The organism is Brachybacterium phenoliresistens, from assembly GCF_000576425.1.
Taxonomy (GTDB): Bacteria; Actinomycetota; Actinomycetes; order Actinomycetales; family Dermabacteraceae; genus Brachybacterium; species Brachybacterium phenoliresistens.
On sequence record NZ_KK070004.1, the window covers coordinates 1 to 14778 of the forward strand.

14 protein-coding genes and 1 tRNA gene are annotated in these 14778 nt (G+C 72.6%); 3 read left to right on the forward strand and 12 right to left on the reverse strand.

What is annotated here, in order from left to right; genetic code table 11:
- Positions 1–329 precede the first annotated feature (329 nt).
- Complete coding sequence (locus BF93_RS15935; RefSeq protein WP_038374019.1) at positions 330–779, forward strand: globin domain-containing protein; 450 nt, start codon at positions 330–332, stop codon at positions 777–779.
- A gap of 166 nt (positions 780–945) precedes the next feature.
- On the opposite strand, the gene BF93_RS15940 is transcribed toward BF93_RS15935, so the two are convergent.
- The 3 genes from BF93_RS15940 to BF93_RS15950 form a co-directional block, all read right to left on the reverse strand.
- Positions 946–1018: transfer RNA gene (locus BF93_RS15940), tRNA-Arg, on the reverse strand.
- A gap of 157 nt (positions 1019–1175) precedes the next feature.
- Positions 1176–2063 (reverse strand): SGNH/GDSL hydrolase family protein, encoded by an 888-nt coding sequence (locus tag BF93_RS15945; protein ID WP_084148630.1) that lies wholly within the window; start codon positions 2061–2063, stop codon positions 1176–1178.
- 35 nt (positions 2064–2098) lie between these two features.
- Positions 2099–2701, reverse strand: coding sequence for a cell division protein CrgA (locus BF93_RS15950; RefSeq protein ID WP_084148631.1), 603 nt, complete (start codon positions 2699–2701; stop codon positions 2099–2101).
- Positions 2702–2907: 206 nt separating this feature from the next.
- Between BF93_RS15950 and BF93_RS15955 the strand changes: the two genes are divergently transcribed.
- Together BF93_RS15955 and BF93_RS19875 are read left to right on the forward strand one after the other, a co-directional pair.
- On the forward strand, positions 2908–3675 hold the full coding sequence (locus BF93_RS15955) for a class E sortase (RefSeq protein WP_084148632.1): 768 nt from the start codon (positions 2908–2910) through the stop codon (positions 3673–3675).
- Between the two features lie 3 nt (positions 3676–3678).
- The gene (locus BF93_RS19875) at positions 3679–3855 is read left to right on the forward strand and encodes a hypothetical protein (RefSeq protein WP_198025460.1); all 177 of its coding nucleotides are present in this window, start codon (positions 3679–3681) and stop codon (positions 3853–3855) included.
- Between the two features lie 159 nt (positions 3856–4014).
- On the opposite strand, the gene BF93_RS15960 is transcribed toward BF93_RS19875, so the two are convergent.
- The 9 genes from BF93_RS15960 to BF93_RS16005 all read right to left on the reverse strand — a co-directional run bounded on the left by BF93_RS15960 (position 4015) and on the right by BF93_RS16005 (position 14758).
- Complete coding sequence (locus tag BF93_RS15960; RefSeq protein ID WP_038374021.1) at positions 4015–4659, reverse strand: anthranilate synthase component II; 645 nt, start codon at positions 4657–4659, stop codon at positions 4015–4017.
- A gap of 1 nt (position 4660) precedes the next feature.
- Positions 4661–6874 carry a Stk1 family PASTA domain-containing Ser/Thr kinase gene (gene pknB / locus BF93_RS15965; protein ID WP_038374023.1) on the reverse strand — a complete coding sequence of 738 codons (2214 nt, stop codon included), beginning with the start codon at positions 6872–6874 and terminating at the stop codon, positions 4661–4663.
- Entirely contained in the window at positions 6871–8295 is a 1425-nt protein-coding gene (locus BF93_RS15970; RefSeq protein ID WP_038374024.1) for a serine/threonine-protein kinase, read from the reverse strand. Before BF93_RS15970 ends, pknB begins: the two co-directional genes overlap by 4 nt.
- Positions 8292–9737 (reverse strand): peptidoglycan D,D-transpeptidase FtsI family protein, encoded by a 1446-nt coding sequence (locus BF93_RS15975; protein ID WP_038374025.1) that lies wholly within the window; start codon positions 9735–9737, stop codon positions 8292–8294. Before BF93_RS15975 ends, BF93_RS15970 begins: the two co-directional genes overlap by 4 nt.
- Positions 9734–11146, reverse strand: a complete 1413-nt coding sequence (locus BF93_RS15980; RefSeq protein ID WP_051487089.1) for an FtsW/RodA/SpoVE family cell cycle protein — start codon at positions 11144–11146, stop codon at positions 9734–9736. The genes BF93_RS15975 and BF93_RS15980 overlap by 4 nt, the downstream gene beginning before the upstream one ends.
- Positions 11146–12537, reverse strand: coding sequence for a Stp1/IreP family PP2C-type Ser/Thr phosphatase (locus BF93_RS15985; RefSeq protein ID WP_038374027.1), 1392 nt, complete (start codon positions 12535–12537; stop codon positions 11146–11148). Before BF93_RS15985 ends, BF93_RS15980 begins: the two co-directional genes overlap by 1 nt.
- Positions 12534–13037, reverse strand: a complete 504-nt coding sequence (locus tag BF93_RS15990) for an FHA domain-containing protein FhaB/FipA (protein WP_038374028.1) — start codon at positions 13035–13037, stop codon at positions 12534–12536. The genes BF93_RS15985 and BF93_RS15990 overlap by 4 nt, the downstream gene beginning before the upstream one ends.
- 7 nt (positions 13038–13044) lie before the next feature.
- Positions 13045–13761 (reverse strand): FhaA domain-containing protein, encoded by a 717-nt coding sequence (locus BF93_RS15995; RefSeq protein ID WP_038374029.1) that lies wholly within the window; start codon positions 13759–13761, stop codon positions 13045–13047.
- 292 nt (positions 13762–14053) lie between these two features.
- Positions 14054–14758, reverse strand: coding sequence for a L,D-transpeptidase family protein (locus BF93_RS16005; RefSeq protein ID WP_051487090.1), 705 nt, complete (start codon positions 14756–14758; stop codon positions 14054–14056).
- Positions 14759–14778 lie beyond the last annotated feature (20 nt).

Genomic DNA, 14778 nt, shown 5'->3' on the forward strand with positions numbered 1-14778 from the left:
ACTGGCCTCATCAAACACCTCCATGTCGTGGGGTGTTGCGCTGACCGTTGGAACCCGCCCGAGCAAAGTGGAACAGAATCGCGCATTTTCTCGAGCGCGTCGAGCAGGCTTCCCGCCCTCCCTGCGCCCGTCGAGCAGGCCTCCGGCCTTCCCTTCGCCGGCCGAGCAGGCCTCTGGCCTTCCCTGTGCCTGCCTGGCAGACGCCGCCGGGCATGCGCCTCTGCGCAGGCGCGCTCCCGTCCCGCGGACGCCCCCGCTGCCCGGGGTGCGCCCGCGGGGCGGGCGTCCCGTGCCCCGGTCGGTGCTCGGGACAGGTATAGCCTTCCGGCATGAGCACGCTGTACGAGGACGTCGGCGGATACGACGGGATGCTGCGCCTGGCCGCGGCCTGGCACGAGCGGGCCCTCGCGGACCCGGTGGTCGCGCATGCGTTCAGCCACGGGTTCCGGGCCGATCACACCGAGCGCCTGGCTGCCTACCTCACCGAGAGCATCGGCGGCCCGCCCTGGTACAGCGAGAGCTGCGGCACGGAGTCCGATGTCGCCCGGCTCCATGGGGGGAACGGGCCGCACGAGGAGATGGACCGTCGCGGCATCGGCTGCTTCGACGCGGCGATCCGGGACATCGACCTGGACCCGCAGTCCTACCCCGGAAGCCGCCTCCATGCGCTGTGGTCCGCGGGCACGGAGCGCTTCGCGCAGCACAGCGACGGCGTCGAGGACATCCCCGACGGCCTCGAGATCCCGCGGTTCGACGACGACCGCCGCGACGCCGGGTGACCGTCCCGGAGCGACGGGCTCCAGGGATGACAGGCGCGGGGGAACGACGGGCCCAGGGGATGTCACGCGCCAGGACGACAGGCCCCCGGGAATGACGAGCGTCCGGGACAGCCGGCTCGGGGAACGGCGAAGGCCCCGTCACCGGGGTGACGGGGCCTTCGATCTGTGCGCCCGGAGGGATTCGAACCCCCAACCTTCTGATCCGTAGTCAGATGCTCTATCCGTTGAGCTACGGGCGCCTGCCAGCTGCGCTGACTCGATAGATACTACGCGGTCCCGGTGCCCCGCGCCAATCGAGAAGGGCGGAAGCGAGCTACATCACTGCAGGCGGCAGGCCGGAACGGTCCGGGCCCCGGGAGGGTGGTCCACGCCACGGGAGCGCGCCCGGCGATCGGCTCAGCGGACGCTGTCCGAGGAGCCGGGCGGCATCGGGCTGCCGAAGACGGGGGCGGCCTGCGGACGCTTGGGGCGCACCCCATCGCCGGAGGACTCCCGTCGCAGGCGCCGCAGCACCCAGGGGCCCAGGTGCTCCCGCGCCCACATCAGGTCCTCGAGCCGCGCCTCGCGCCAGGGCCGCAGCAGCGGATCGCCGGCGTCGTAGGGCTCCATGGCATGCGGCACGCCCAGCGCGTCGAGCACCGCGATCGCGATGGTCCGATGCCCGACCGGGGAGAAGTGCAGACGGTCCTCCGCCCACATCGCCTCGTGCGTGAGGGCGCGCAGCGCCCACAGGTCCACGACGACGCCGCCGTGGCGCTGGGCCACCGCACGCATGTTCTCGTTGTAGATCGCCACGCGCCCCCGGATCAGGTGGAACACCGGGGTGGATCCGACGTCGGGCCCCGTCCAGGTGATGACGGTCGCGCCGGTCGCGGTCAGACGGCCCACGGCATCGTCGAGCGCCGCAGCGATGACGTCGGGGTCCCCGCGCCGCAGCACGTCGTTGCCGCCGGCGAAGATGCTCACCAGGTCCGGCTCCAGGGCGAGCGCCGGCTCCAGCTGCTCGGCGAGGATCTGCTCATAGAGCCGGCCGCGGATGGCGAGGTTCGCGTACTCGAAGCCGGGCGTGTCCCGGCCCAGCTCCTCGGCCACGCGATCGGCCCAGCCGCGATGGCCGCCGGGCACCTGGGGATCGGGGTCGCCGATGCCCTCGGTGAACGAGTCCCCGATGGCCACGAAGCGGCGCCACGGGTGCCGGGGCGAGCGGGCGCCCTCGGCGTCGGCCCCGCCCGTCTCTCCCGTGTCGACTGCCGGGTCCTGCCGGTGCTCGTGCTGGACGTCCATGCCGTATCCCCCTCCGGTGCCGGCGCGGCGCCGGCTCACTTCCAGAACATCAGGGCGCCGCCGCCGATGACCATCACGCCGAATCCGACCGCGAGGTTCCAGTCGCCGATGGGCAGCGGGAGCTGGCCGGCGGTCAGGTAGTACGTCACCAGGTAGACCAGGCCCAGGATCAGCATGGTCACCGCGAACGGCGCCAGCCACTGAGGGTTCGGGGTCGGCGCGGCGACGCGTCGGCGCGTGGTGCGGCTGCGCTCGGCCTCCGCGGACTTCTTCGCCGAGGCCGTCGCGGCGGCATCCTTCGCGGCAGGGGATGCCTTCGCTGCGCGGCGCACCGGGTCCTTCGCGGCCGCGGGCGTGGAGGACTTCGCCGCGGACTTCGCGTCGGACGCCTTGCGCCCGCGCTTCCCCGCGGCGGCGTCCTCGGCGTCATCGGCCGCGTCCTCGCGCGTCTCGGCGTCGGAATCGGCGTCCGCCGCGGCATCCGCGTCCGCCGTCACGGCGTCCTCGGTGTCGACCGCGGTGTCCGCCTCCTCGGCGCCCGTCGCGGCGGTGCCCTTCTCGTCGTCGGCGACGACGGCCTCGGCCTTCGTGCCTGCGGTGGCCCGCCCCGTGCGGCGATTGCGCTTCTTGGCCGCCATGCGTCCCAGCTCCGTTCCCTGTGCCGTCCTGCGTGCACGCCTCACGGCGGCACCGCTCGCGGCCCGCCGTGCGCGACGGGCCAGGGACCAGGGTATAAGGCGCGCCTGCACGGCGCGACGCGGAGCGCCGGGCGTGGAGCGTCTCGCGGAGCACGGTCCGCCCGCCTACGATGGGCGCAGGAGCTCCAGAGCGCAAAGGATGCCGGATGACGACGACCCGAGGTGCCGCCCCGACGCATCGTGCAGACCGTCCCGCGGCCATCGGCCGCAGAGGCCGGCTCCTCGGCGGAGCGATCGGAGTGCTCGGCGAGGTGCTGCTGACCCTCGGGGCGCTGCTCGTGCTGTTCCTGGGCTGGCAGCTGTGGTGGACGGACGTCGTCGCCGACCGCGACCAGGAGCAGATCATCTCCCAGCTCGAGGACGAGTGGGGCGACGTGGACGCCCAGAGGATCGCCGAGCCGCGCACCGACGAGCCGCCCGTCCCCGCGACGCCCCAGGACACCATGGTCTTCGGGACGATGTACGTCCCGGGCTTCGACCGGGTCCGCGTGCCCGTGGCCGAGGGCGTGTCCCTCGAGAAGGTCCTCAACGTCAAGGGCGTCGGCCACTATCCGGGCACGGCCCTGCCCGGGCAGGTGGGCAACTTCGCCGTCGCCGGCCATCGCAACACCTACGGCCGCCCCCTCGAACAGATCGACAGGCTGCAGGAGGGGGACCCCATCGTCATCGAGACGGCCGATGCCTTCTACGTCTACGAGGTCACGGAGTCGCTGATCGTCGACCCCGAGGACGTCGAGGTCATCGCCGAGACCCCGGGGCAGCCGGGCGTCCCCGCCAGCGAACGGATGATGACGCTGACCGCATGCCACCCGATGTTCTCCGCGCGGGAGCGCTACATCGTGCACGCGAAGTTCGCCCACTGGACCGACCGCGCCGACGGCATCCCGCCGGCGCTCGAGAACGTGGAGGTCTGAGCGATGTACGCCTGGATGTTCCGCCATCTGCCCGGCCCGCTGTGGCTGCGCATCGTCATCACGCTGCTGCTCCTGGCGGCGCTGATCGTCGTCCTGTTCCAGTGGGTGTTCCCGGCGATCGCGCCCTACATGCCCTTCAACTCGGGCACCCTCGACGCCCTGGGAGCCTCCGCGCCGTAGACGCCCGGCAGGGCGCGCCGCCGGGCCCGCGCCGGGCGAGGGCGCGCGAGGCGAGGGTGAGCGAGGCGAGGGCGCGCGAGGCGAGGACCCGCGAGGCGATGACGCGCGGGACGACGGGAGCCGTCGCGCAGCGCAGCGGGAGGGTCTTGGCGCCGGCGCTCAGGACCCGGCGAGGAGCGGGGCGAGGCCGGCGGAGCGCTGCTCCGCACCGATGCCGTCGCACAGCTCGAGGAAGCGGCCCAGCAGCAGGTGCCCGCTCTCGGTGAGCACGGATTCCGGGTGGAACTGCACCCCGTGCAGGGGCAGGGTCCGATGCGACAGGCCCATCACCACCCCGTCGGCGGTCCAGGCCGTCACCTGGAGGACATCGGGGACGGTCTCGGGGACCACCGTGAGGGAGTGGTAGCGCGTGGCCGTGAACGGCGAGGGCAGCCCCGCGAACACGCTCGCGCCCTCGTGGGCGACCACGCTGGTGCGGCCGTGCATGAGCTGCGGGGCGTGCGTGACGGTGCCTCCGAAGTACTGCCCGAGCGCCTGGTGGCCCAGGCAGACGCCCAGCATGGGGACCTCGGCCTCGGCGCAGGCGCCGATCACGTCGAGGGTGCGCCCGGCGGTGCTGGGGTTCCCGGGGCCGGGGGAGACCAGCACCCCGTCGAACCCGGTGAGGTCCACGGCCCCGTCGCCGGCGGTCGGGACGGCGTCGTTGCGCACGACGGTCGTCTCCGCCCCCATCTGCTGGAGGTAGCCGACGATCGTGTAGACGAAGCTGTCGTAGTTGTCGACGACGAGGATCCGCGCGCCCATCTCAGCCCCTCCCGCCGGCGGCGTTCCCGTTGCCGTTCCCGCTGCCGTTGCCGTTCCCGTTGCCGGGCGCGGCCTCATCGGTCGTCGGATCCGCGGAGGGCTCCGTGGTCGGATCCTCCTGGTCGGGGGTGGGCGTCGTCGGCTCCGTGCTCGGCGTGGTCGGGTTCTCCGTCGGCGTCGGCGCGGTGGTCTGCTCCGGGCCGGAGGAGACGACGACGGTGACGGAGGACCCGTACTCGGCCTGCTCGTTGCCTTCGGGATCGGTGCGGATCACGACGCCCTCCGCGACGGAGTCCGAGGGCTCGTACTGCGGCGGGTTCATGCCGAACCCGGCCTCGGAGAGCCGCGTCCGGGCGTTGTCCAGGGTGTCTCCCGCGACGTTCGGGACGGTGACCGGGCCTCGCTCGCGGGCCACGAAGATCTGCACCGTCGATCCGTTCGCGACGGGGTTCGAGGCCGAGGTCGGGTTCTGGCTGAGCACCGTGCCCGGCTCCTCGTCGGGAGCTTCCTGGTCCTGGACATCGGCCACCAGGCCGGCGTCCTCGATGGCCTTCTTCGCGCTCTCCTCGTCCAGGCCGACGAGCTGCGGCACGGCGACGTTCCCGGTCGCGACCCAGAACTGGACCTGGGTTCCCTGCGTGACCGGGGATTCGGCGCGCGGATTGGTGCGGGTGACGGTGCCGGCCTCGGCCTTGGCGACGTCCTCGTCCGCCTGGTAGGCGGGCTCCAGCCCGGCGTCGCGGATCAGCTGCTCGGCATCTGCTCGGGTCTTGCCGGAGACGTCGGGGACCTCCGTGTCGGCAGGCCCCGAGGACAGAGTGACGTTCACCGTGTCGCCTGTCTCGGCCGATTCGCCGGGCGCAGGATCCGACGAGATGAACAGTCCCTTGTCCACCTCGGTCGAGGAGACCGACTCGAAGGCGGGCGTCAGCCCCACTTCGTCGAGCTTCACGGTGATCTGATCGGAGTTCAGCCCCGTGAGGGTCGGCACCGTGACGGTCTCCGGGCCCGGCGGATCCCAGGGGCGCAGGATCGCGAGCGAGGCGCCGATGACCGCGAGGACGGCGATCGCGACGAGCACGAACAGCCACACGGGGCGGCGGTGCTTCTCCTCGGCGACGAGCTGCCCGTCCTGGGCGGCGAGCGGGCCGGTGCCGCCGTCGAGCGGGGACGCGGCGGATCCCGCCGCGTAGCCGGCGCCGGCGGCGCCTCCCGCGACGGCGGCGTGGCGACCGGTGGTGCGGGTCGGGGACAGGGCCTCGGTGGGGAGGTCCGCGGCGCTGAGCACCGTGGTGGTCTCCGCGTCGGAGGCGGCACCGGCGCTCCGGGCCGCCGCCCCGCCGACGAGCTGCGGGGTGCGGCCGCCCACGACGGCCTGCAGGTCGCGGGAGAACTCGGCGGCGCTCGGGTAGCGCGCCTCGCGGTCCTTGGCGAGGGCGGTCAGGAGGACCTGGTCCATCTCCGGGGTGATCGCCGGGTTGAAGACCGAGGGCGCCTGCGGCGCCTCGCGCACATGCTGGTAGGCGATGGACACGGGGGAGTCGCCCGTGAAGGGCGGCCGGCCGGTGAGCATCTCGTACAGCACGCAGGCCGCGGAGTACAGGTCGGTGCGGTTGTCGACCAGCTGCCCGCGCGCCTGCTCCGGGGAGAGGTACTGGGCGGTCCCCATCACGGCCTGGGTCTGCGTCATGGCGCTGGCGGCATCGGCCACGGCGCGGGCGATGCCGAAGTCCATGACCTTCACCGCGCCGGTGGCGGTGATCATGACGTTGCCGGGCTTGATGTCGCGGTGGACGATCCCCGCGTCATGGGAGAACTCGAGCGCGGACAGCAGCGCCGTGGTGATGCGGACCGCCTGCGCGGCATCCATCGGGTTCTCGGGGTCGATGTATTCGCGCAGGGTGTGGCCCTCCACGTACTCCATCACGATGTACGGGACGCCGATCTCGTTGCCGGCGGCATCGCGGGAGGTGTCCTCGCCCGTGTCGTAGACCGACACGATCGAGGGGTGGTTCAGCCCGCCGGCGCTCTGCGCCTCGCGGCGGAAGCGCTCCTGGAAGGTGGCATCGCGCGCGAGATCGGAGCGGAGGATCTTGACCGCCACGGTGCGGTGCAGACGGGTGTCCTCCGCGAGGTACACCTCGGCCATGCCGCCGTGCCCGAGCAGCCGGCCCACCCGGTATCTGCCCGAGAGCACGAATTCGTCTGCGTTCACTGTCCAACCGTCCTCAAGGTCGATCCGTCCATCGTAGTCGGCGCGCTCGCGGCGTCGCCCCAGGTCTCGGCGCCGGGCAGGACCGGGGCCGAGATGTCGGCGGCCGCGCCGAAGGGCAGCACCCCCGTCGCCCCGGCGATCGCCGCGGCGACGATCACCACGAGCAGCACCAGCAGCAGCAGGCCCGGCACGCTCAGCGGGCCGATGCGCGCACCGGTGCTGGTCCCGCGGGAGGTGCGCTCGTGGCGGTCCCCGCGCGCGGCGGCATCGGCCGGGGCCGGGTTCGCCGAGGAGGCCGAGGCGGCGCTCGCGGCGGAGCCCCCCGAGGACGCCGAGAATCCGCGCGGCGCCGAGGACGCCGACAGCGCGCTCGCCGCGGAGCCGCCGGAGCGGTGGCGGATCCCGCGCCCGGACAGCGGCAGCGGCATGGCCGCGGTGCGGGTCCCCGTCGGGGACGGGGAGGAGGTGCCCTCCGCGGGCGGCGAGCCGGCGGCGTTCCCTCCCGTACCGGTCCCGCCGGTGGCGTTCCCGCCGGTCCAGTCGTGGTCCTCGACCCGGGTGACGGGGATGGCGCCGGTGGTGAAGCGCGGCTCCACGCCCCGCTGGATCGCCTCGAGGATGCGGGCGACCGCCGCCGCCGAGCGCGGCCGGTTCGCGGGCGCCTTGGCGAGGGTCATCGCCACCAGGCGCCGCAGATCGGCGTTGATGTCCTCGGGCAGCTCCGGCGGCTGCTGCTTGACCTGCGCCATGGCGATCTCGACCTGGGTCGCGCCGGTGAAGGGCCGGTGCCCCACGAGCATCTCGAAGGCGACGATCCCCAGCGCGTAGATGTCCGAGAGCGAGGTGGCCTGCTTGCCCATCGCCTGCTCGGGGGAGAGGTACTGGGCGGTGCCCATCACCAGTCCCGTCTTGGTCAGGCGCGCCTGGTCGGAGCTCCGGGCGATGCCGAAGTCCGTGATCTTCATGGACCAGTCCGCCGCCTCGTCCACGAGGATGTTCTCGGGCTTCACGTCGCGGTGGACCACGCCCTTGGCGTGGGCGGCGTCCAGCGCGCGGGCCAGCTCGATCAGCACGCTGATGACGCGCTTCTCGGGCAGACCGCCGGGGTTCTCCTCGATGATGTCCGAGAGGGGGCGGCCGGCGCACAGCTCCATGACGATGTAGGCGCGCCCGTCCAGCTCCCCGTAGTCGTACAGGGCCGCGATGGCGTCGTGGCTGAGGGAGGCGGTGTGGCGGGCCTCGGCGCGGAAGCGCTTGAGGAAGCCCTCGTCGCCCGCGTACTCCTCGCGCAGCACCTTCACCGCGATGTCGCGGTCGAGGTCCTGGTCGCGTCCCTTCCACACCTGGCCCATGCCTCCGGTGGCGATGAGGCTCGTCAGCTCGTAGCGGCCCTCCAGCACCAGGCCTGCTTCGGTTCTCACTGGTCGATCACCGCTTCCATGACGTCCTTCGCGATCGGTGCCGCGACCTGCGACCCGTATCCGCCCTCCTCGACGATCACCGCGACGGCGACCTTGCGGTCCCCGGCCTGGGCGTAGCCGACGAACCACGAATGGGCGGGGCGGCCCTCGCCCCATTCGGCGGTGCCCGTCTTCCCGCCGACCTCCACGCCGTCGATCTGCGCCGCGGAGCCGGTGCCGTCCTCGACGGTGGCCACCATCATCTCGCGCATCTGCGCGGCGTTGGCGGCGCTCAGCGGCTGCGAGCGCTCCTGGGGGGAGAGCTCGCTGACGGTGCGGAGGTCCTGCGTGCGCACCGACCGGACCAGGTTGGGCTCCATGACGACGCCGTCGTTGGCGAAGGAGCCGGCGACCATGGCCATCTGCAGCGGCGTCACGCGGTCCTCGTACTGGCCGATGGAGGTGGTGGCCAGCTGCGCGTCGTCCAGGTCGCTGCCGATCCTCGAGGGCGTCACGCCCAGCGGGATCGACATCCGGTCGCCGAAGCCGTACTCGGCGGTCTTGGCCTGCAGGGTCTCCGCGCCGAGCTCCACGCCCAGCATCGCGAAGGACGTGTTGCAGGACTGCTGCAGAGCGGACTGCAGGGTCGAGCGGTCGTCCGGTCCGCAGGGCTCCTGCCCGCCGCCGGCGTGGTTGTTCATCACGCTCGAGGAGCCCGGCAGGGTGTACGTCCCCGGCCCCGGGATCACCGAGTCCTTGGTGTAGCCGCCGGAGTCCAGCGCGGTCGCGGCGACCAGCAGCTTGAACGTGGAGCCCGGGGGGTAGAGGTCCCCGGCGATCGCCCGGTTGGACAGCGGGCGCTCCGGGTCCTCGTTGAGGTCGGACCACGCCTGCGTGACGGCGCCCGTGTCGTGGGAGGCCAGCTGGTTGGGGTCGTAGGAGGGCGTGGAGACCATGGCGAGGATCTCGCCGGTGGTCGGGTCCAGGGCGACGACCGCGCCGCGCCGGTCGCCCAGGGCCTCGTAGGCGACCTGCTGCGCCTCCGCGTCCAGTGTCAGCTCGACCGTCGCCCCCTGGGTCGCCCGGCCGGAGAGGGTGTCGGCGATCCGCTGGTAGAACAGCGAGTCCGCATCCCCGGAGAGGGTGTCGTTCAGGGAGCGCTCGAGCCCCGCGAAGCCGTAGCGCACCGAGTAGTAGCCGGTCACCGGGGCGTACATGCCGCCCGGCTCGTAGGTGCGCAGGTAGCCGTAGGTGTCGTCGGATTCCTCGGACCAGGCGATGGGGGTGCCGTCCACGACGATCGGCCCGCGGTTGCGCCCGAACTCGTTGTAGAGCGTGCGGGAGTTGCGGCCGTCGGCGTTGAGCCGTCCCGCCGCGAACACCTGGAAGTACGTCGTCGAGGTGAACAGCAGCACGAACAGCAGGGCGATCACGAGCCACACGTGGCGCAGGGGCTTGTTCATCGGGCGCCCTCCGCTCGGGTGCTCGCGCTCGCGGCGGGCGCCGCGGCCGGGGCCGAGGACGCGAGGCCGGGCACCTGGCGGGCCGCGGGCCGGCGCGCCGCATCGGAGAGCCGCACCAGGATGCCGACCACGATCCAGTTGCACACCAGGGAGCTGCCGCCCGAGGCGAGGAACGGCAGGGTCAGGCCGGTCAGCGGGATCACCCGGGTGATGCCGCCGACGACCACGAACACCTGCAGCGCCAGGACGAAGCCGAGCCCGCCGGCCAGCAGCGTCCCGAACCCGTCGGAGATGCCGACGGCCGCGCGCAGGGCCCGCTCGACGAGCACCAGGTACAGCACCAGCACCGCGAAGGCGCCGATCATGCCCATCTCCTCGGCGATCACCGTGTAGATGAAGTCGGAGTGCGCGAAGGACACCACGTTGGGGCGCCCCTCGCCGAGGCCGGTGCCGGAGATCCCGCCGTTGGCCAGTCCGAACAGGCCGTTGTTGATCTGGCGGCAGCGGTCGAAGTTCTCCGAGGACATCGGGTCCAGCCAGCAGGTCAGACGGGTGCGCACCCGGGCGACCTGGGTGACGGCGATGATCGCCGGCGGCACGAACATGATCGCGCCGATCACCAGCCAGCTCAGGCGGTCCGTGGCGACGTACAGCATCGCCACGAACAGGCCGAAGAACATGATCGAGGTGCCGAGGTCCGTCTCCACCACGAGCACCGCGAGGGAGAAGGCCCACGCCACCAGGATGGGGCCGAAATCGGCCCAGCGCGGGAACTGGATCCCCAGCACCTTGGGGCCGGCCAGGGCCAGGGTGTCGCGGCGCGAGACGAGATACCCGGCGAAGAACACGGCGAAGAAGATCTTCGCGAGCTCGGCCGGCTGGAAGCTGTAGCCGGCCACCTTGATCCAGATCCGCGAGCCGTTGATCTCGGAGCCGATGAAGGGGAGCATCGGCAGCAGGAGCAGCGCGGCGCCGCAGACGGCGGCGATCCAGGTGTAGCGGCGCAGGATCCGATGATCCCGCAGGCCGACGAGGACCAGGGAGCACACCACGATCCCGACCACGGCCCACAGCTCCTGCCGGTCGGCGTAGCTCGTGGTGCGGGAGGTGTACAGGCCGATCGCGGAGTCCACCGAGGCGATCACGGCGATCCCGATGAGGTTCAGCAGCAGCGCGATCGGCAGGATCACCGGGTCCGCGTACGGCGCGCGCCAGGTGACCACCAGCTGCAGCACCACGGCCAGCACCACGGCGCCGATGCCGTACTGCAGCAGGTCATCGGGCAGCTCCTGGAACCGCCCCAGCCCCACGAGGGCGTAGGCGGTCACCCCGATCGCCACGGCGAAGGCCAGCATCAGGGCCTGTAGGGTGCGACGGGGGCGCGCGGTGTACGAGACGACGGTGGCCACTACCGCGCCTGGTCCTCGGTCGGGGGCGCGGGCGAGTCGACCGTCGCCTCCGGGGTGGCCGGGGCGGTCGGCTGCACGGTGCCGGGCACGACGGAGCCCCCGGCATCGCCGGCCCCGCCGGCGTCGCTCGCACCGCCGCCGTCGCTGGGGGCCGCGGTCTGCTGCGGCGTGAGGTCCGCGGTCTCGCCCTCGAGGCGGTCGACGATCGCCTCGGCGTCGGCGAGATCGGCCGCGGTGATGGTCGCCTCGACCTGCTGGCGGGTGATGGGCGTCAGCGCCTCGAGCTCGACATCGGTGGTCTCCACCGGCGTGGACAGGGAGATCGGCCCCAGGTCCTGGGACAGGCCCCGGTAGATGACGACGTTCGTGCCGTCGCTGCCCACGTAGTACTGCCGCTGGGACCATCCGTATCCCGCCCAGGCGGCGCCGACCAGCAGCGCCAGCAGCAGGGCGAGGGTGACCAGCGCGGGCCAGACGCTGCGCCGCGGCGGCTCGTCCTCCTCGTCGAAGTCGTCGTCGGAGTAGGCGGGCTCGGCGTCGGTGCGCCCGAGGGCGGCGGCCTTGGCGGCGGGGCCGGAGCCCGCCGTCGGCTGGTTGCGGTTGCGGGCCGCGGAGCCGACGATCTGCGGGGTCGCCGACGGCGCCTCGACGCCGCGCGGCAGCGCGTCGAGGTCCACCACGTCGGCGATGATGCAGGTGATGTTGTCCTGCCCGCCGCCCTTGAGGGCCAGCTGGACGAGTGCATCGGCGCACTCGCCGGGATCCTCGATCTCCTGCAGGGTCGCGTCGATGGTGCGCAGGCTGACCAGGCCGGACAGGCCGTCCGAGCACAGCATCCAGCGGTCGCCCGCATGGGCCGAGCGCAGGGACAGGTCGAGCTCGGGATCGGAGTCCACATCGCCCAGCACGCGCATGATCACCGAGCGCTGGGGGTGGCGCTCGGCCTCCTCCTCCGTGAGCCGGCCCTCGTCGATGAGGCGCTGGACGAAGGTGTGGTCCTTGGTGATCTGGGACGTCTCGCCGTCGCGCAGCAGGTAGGCGCGGGAGTCGCCGATGTGGGCGAGGGCGAACTTGCCCTCCGCCCGCAGCAGCGCGGTGACGGTCGTGCCCAGGCCCGCGAGCTGGGGCTCGTCGCGCGCCCGGCGCAGGATCGCCTGGTTCGCCTCGAGGATCGAGCGCTCCAGGGAGGCGACGATGTCGGAGGCCGGGGTCTCGGTGTCCAGGCTGGCCAGGTGGGCGATGGCCACCGAGGAGGCGACGTCGCCCCCGGCGTGGCCGCCCATGCCGTCGGCCACCACCAGCAGGTGGCTGCCGGCATAGCCGGAGTCCTGGTTGTTCGAGCGCACGAGGCCGACGTCGGTGCGGGCGGCATACCGCAGGGCGAAGCTCATCGCGGACCTCGTCTCAGCTCGATGACGGTGCGGCCGATCCGCACCTGTGCGCCCGGCTTGAAGGGCGCCGATCCCTCGATCTTCCGTCCCGACAGCAGGGTGCCGTTGGTCGAGCCGAGGTCCTCCACGAACCACTCGTCATCGCGCTGGTAGACCCGCGCATGCCGGTTGGAGGCGTAGTCGTCGTCGAGCACGAGGGTGCACTCGGGCGCGCGGCCGATGAGCACCGGCGTCGCCCCGAGGGTGAGGGTCGTCCCGCGCAGGTTCCCCGCCGTGACCACGAGGACGGTCGTCGTCGGGGCGGGCTCGGTGCGCAGGGACGCGGCCTGCGAGGGATCCGCCGTGGGGCGCTGCTCGCGCCGAGGATCCGGCTTGCTGCCGCGGCTGAGGACGGTCGTGCCGAACAGGTCCCCGCGCAGGATCAGCAGCACCGCCACGACGAACAGCCACAGGGCGATCGTGAAACCGATCCGCAGGGCATAGATGGTGAGTTCGCTCATCGGCCGATCACTGCCCCGCGCCCGGGGTCGCATCGGGCAGCAGGATCGTCATGCGGGTGCGCCCGATCTTGATCAGGGAGCGGTCGCGCAGCGTCACGGGGGTGCGGATCCGCTCCCCGTCGACGTAGGTGCCGTTGGTGGAGCCGAGGTCGGTCGCCACGACGATGCCGCCGTCCTCGGCGCGCAGCTCGATGTGGTGGCGCGAGACGCCCGTGTCCTCGAGGATGATGTCGGCGTCGCCGCCGCGGCCGATCACGGTGATCGCACCGGTCAGCAGGTACTGCTGCTCGTCGATCTCGAGGATCGGGTGGCCGCCGGGGGCGGACTGCATGCTCGAGGTCGCCGGGGCGACGCTGCCGCGCTCGGTGCGCGACTCCGTCTCGAAGCGGCCCTGGCGGACCTCGTCGTCGCGCTCGAGGGTCACGCTGACCCCGCCGACGAACATGTAGCGCTGCTTGTCGGCATGCTCGACCACCACCCGCTCGAGCTCCTCGACCAGCGTCTCCTGCCAGGAGGCGAAGCGGTCGTAGTCGACCGAGTGCAGGTACACGCTGTAGGCGTTGGGGGCGAGGGTCCGCGTCCGGTCGAGAACCTGGATCTGGTCGTCGCACTCGCGCTTGAGGCCCTGAGCCAGGTCGAGCGGCTTCAGCTGGCCGCGACCGGGGGAGAAGATGCTCGTGACCCCTCGGTCCAGGCCGCGTTCGATCCGATCCAAGATCCCCACGGTGGTCCTCCGCAATCGTGCAGGTCGGTCTTCGGCGCTTGGGTGCGGGCGGCGGACCGCCCGGGCCGGCGTCCTCGGACGAGGTCGCTCGCCGTCGATCGTAGCGTGAAGGACCCTGCCGACCACCCCGCCACGGCGGGGGATCCCGGGCAGGAGCTGTGCAGGCGGTGTGGAGGGGCGTGACGCACGCCGCCCTGCCCTGCCCCGGGGAGCGGGGCAGGGCGGCGGGTCGATGCGTGCTGCGCGCGGGCGCTCGTTCCTCGCCCCCGCTGCGGTCGGAGCCTTCGTCGCCTCAGCGCACCTTCACGCGCATGCCGATGCGGAACCAGCCCACGGACCACAGGCCGTCGCTCGCGGCGACCGAGATGCGCGAGCAGCCGTGGGAGGCCGGGTAGGTCGGGATCGAGGTGGATCCGTGGATCGCCCAGCCGCGGTCGTAATAGCCGGGACGGTAGAGACGGCCCAGCGGGGCGTCCTGCCAGCCGGAGCTGTAGAGCCGGTACATGGTCCAGTCGCCCTTCGGGGTGGTGGCCGTCTTCCATCGGCCGCCCGAGTAGTAGCGCTCCCCGCTGCCGGTCGAGGTGTTGAACACGTGCATGAGGGTGCCGCCGCTGACGGCCAGCAGCAGCTGCGAGCTCAGCACGACCTCGAAGCCGGAACCGGAGATCGTCTTGCGCGGCAGCACGCCGTCGCTGAGGGCGGCGCGGGTCTTCGGGCCGACCACGCCGTCGGTGACCAGGCCCGCCGCCTTCTGGAGGGCCCACACCGCCTGCTGGGTCACGGGCCCGAAGCTGCCATCGGGGAAATCGCACCAGTAGCGGCGCCGGTTCAGCTCCTGCTGGAGGCGCCTGACCTCCTCGCCGCGGTCGCCGCGGCGCAGGGTCGTCAGCGCCATCGCCGGCGCCGCCCCCGCGGCCAGCGCGGCGGAGAGCGTCCCCGCCCCGACGAACAGGGTGCGCCTGCTCGGGGTCGGCACATGGATCGTCGTCTCGGGCATGGTTCCTCTGTCCTCCGTCG

What these genes read in the sequence shown, in the direction of transcription:
- BF93_RS15935 (WP_038374019.1), top strand. Translation starts at nt 330, where the DNA reads ATGAGCACGCTGTACGAGGACGTCGGCGGATACGACGGGATGCTGCGC.
- BF93_RS15975 (WP_038374025.1), bottom strand. Translation starts at nt 9,737, where the DNA reads ATGAACAAGCCCCTGCGCCACGTGTGGCTCGTGATCGCCCTGCTGTTC.
- BF93_RS15985 (WP_038374027.1), bottom strand. Translation starts at nt 12,537, where the DNA reads ATGAGCTTCGCCCTGCGGTATGCCGCCCGCACCGACGTCGGCCTCGTG.
- BF93_RS19875 (WP_198025460.1), top strand. Translation starts at nt 3,679, where the DNA reads ATGTACGCCTGGATGTTCCGCCATCTGCCCGGCCCGCTGTGGCTGCGC.
- BF93_RS15950 (WP_084148631.1), bottom strand. Translation starts at nt 2,701, where the DNA reads ATGGCGGCCAAGAAGCGCAATCGCCGCACGGGGCGGGCCACCGCAGGC.
- BF93_RS15990 (WP_038374028.1), bottom strand. Translation starts at nt 13,037, where the DNA reads ATGAGCGAACTCACCATCTATGCCCTGCGGATCGGTTTCACGATCGCC.
- BF93_RS16005 (WP_051487090.1), bottom strand. Translation starts at nt 14,758, where the DNA reads ATGCCCGAGACGACGATCCATGTGCCGACCCCGAGCAGGCGCACCCTG.
- BF93_RS15945 (WP_084148630.1), bottom strand. Translation starts at nt 2,063, where the DNA reads ATGGACGTCCAGCACGAGCACCGGCAGGACCCGGCAGTCGACACGGGA.
- BF93_RS15955 (WP_084148632.1), top strand. Translation starts at nt 2,908, where the DNA reads ATGACGACGACCCGAGGTGCCGCCCCGACGCATCGTGCAGACCGTCCC.
- BF93_RS15960 (WP_038374021.1), bottom strand. Translation starts at nt 4,659, where the DNA reads ATGGGCGCGCGGATCCTCGTCGTCGACAACTACGACAGCTTCGTCTAC.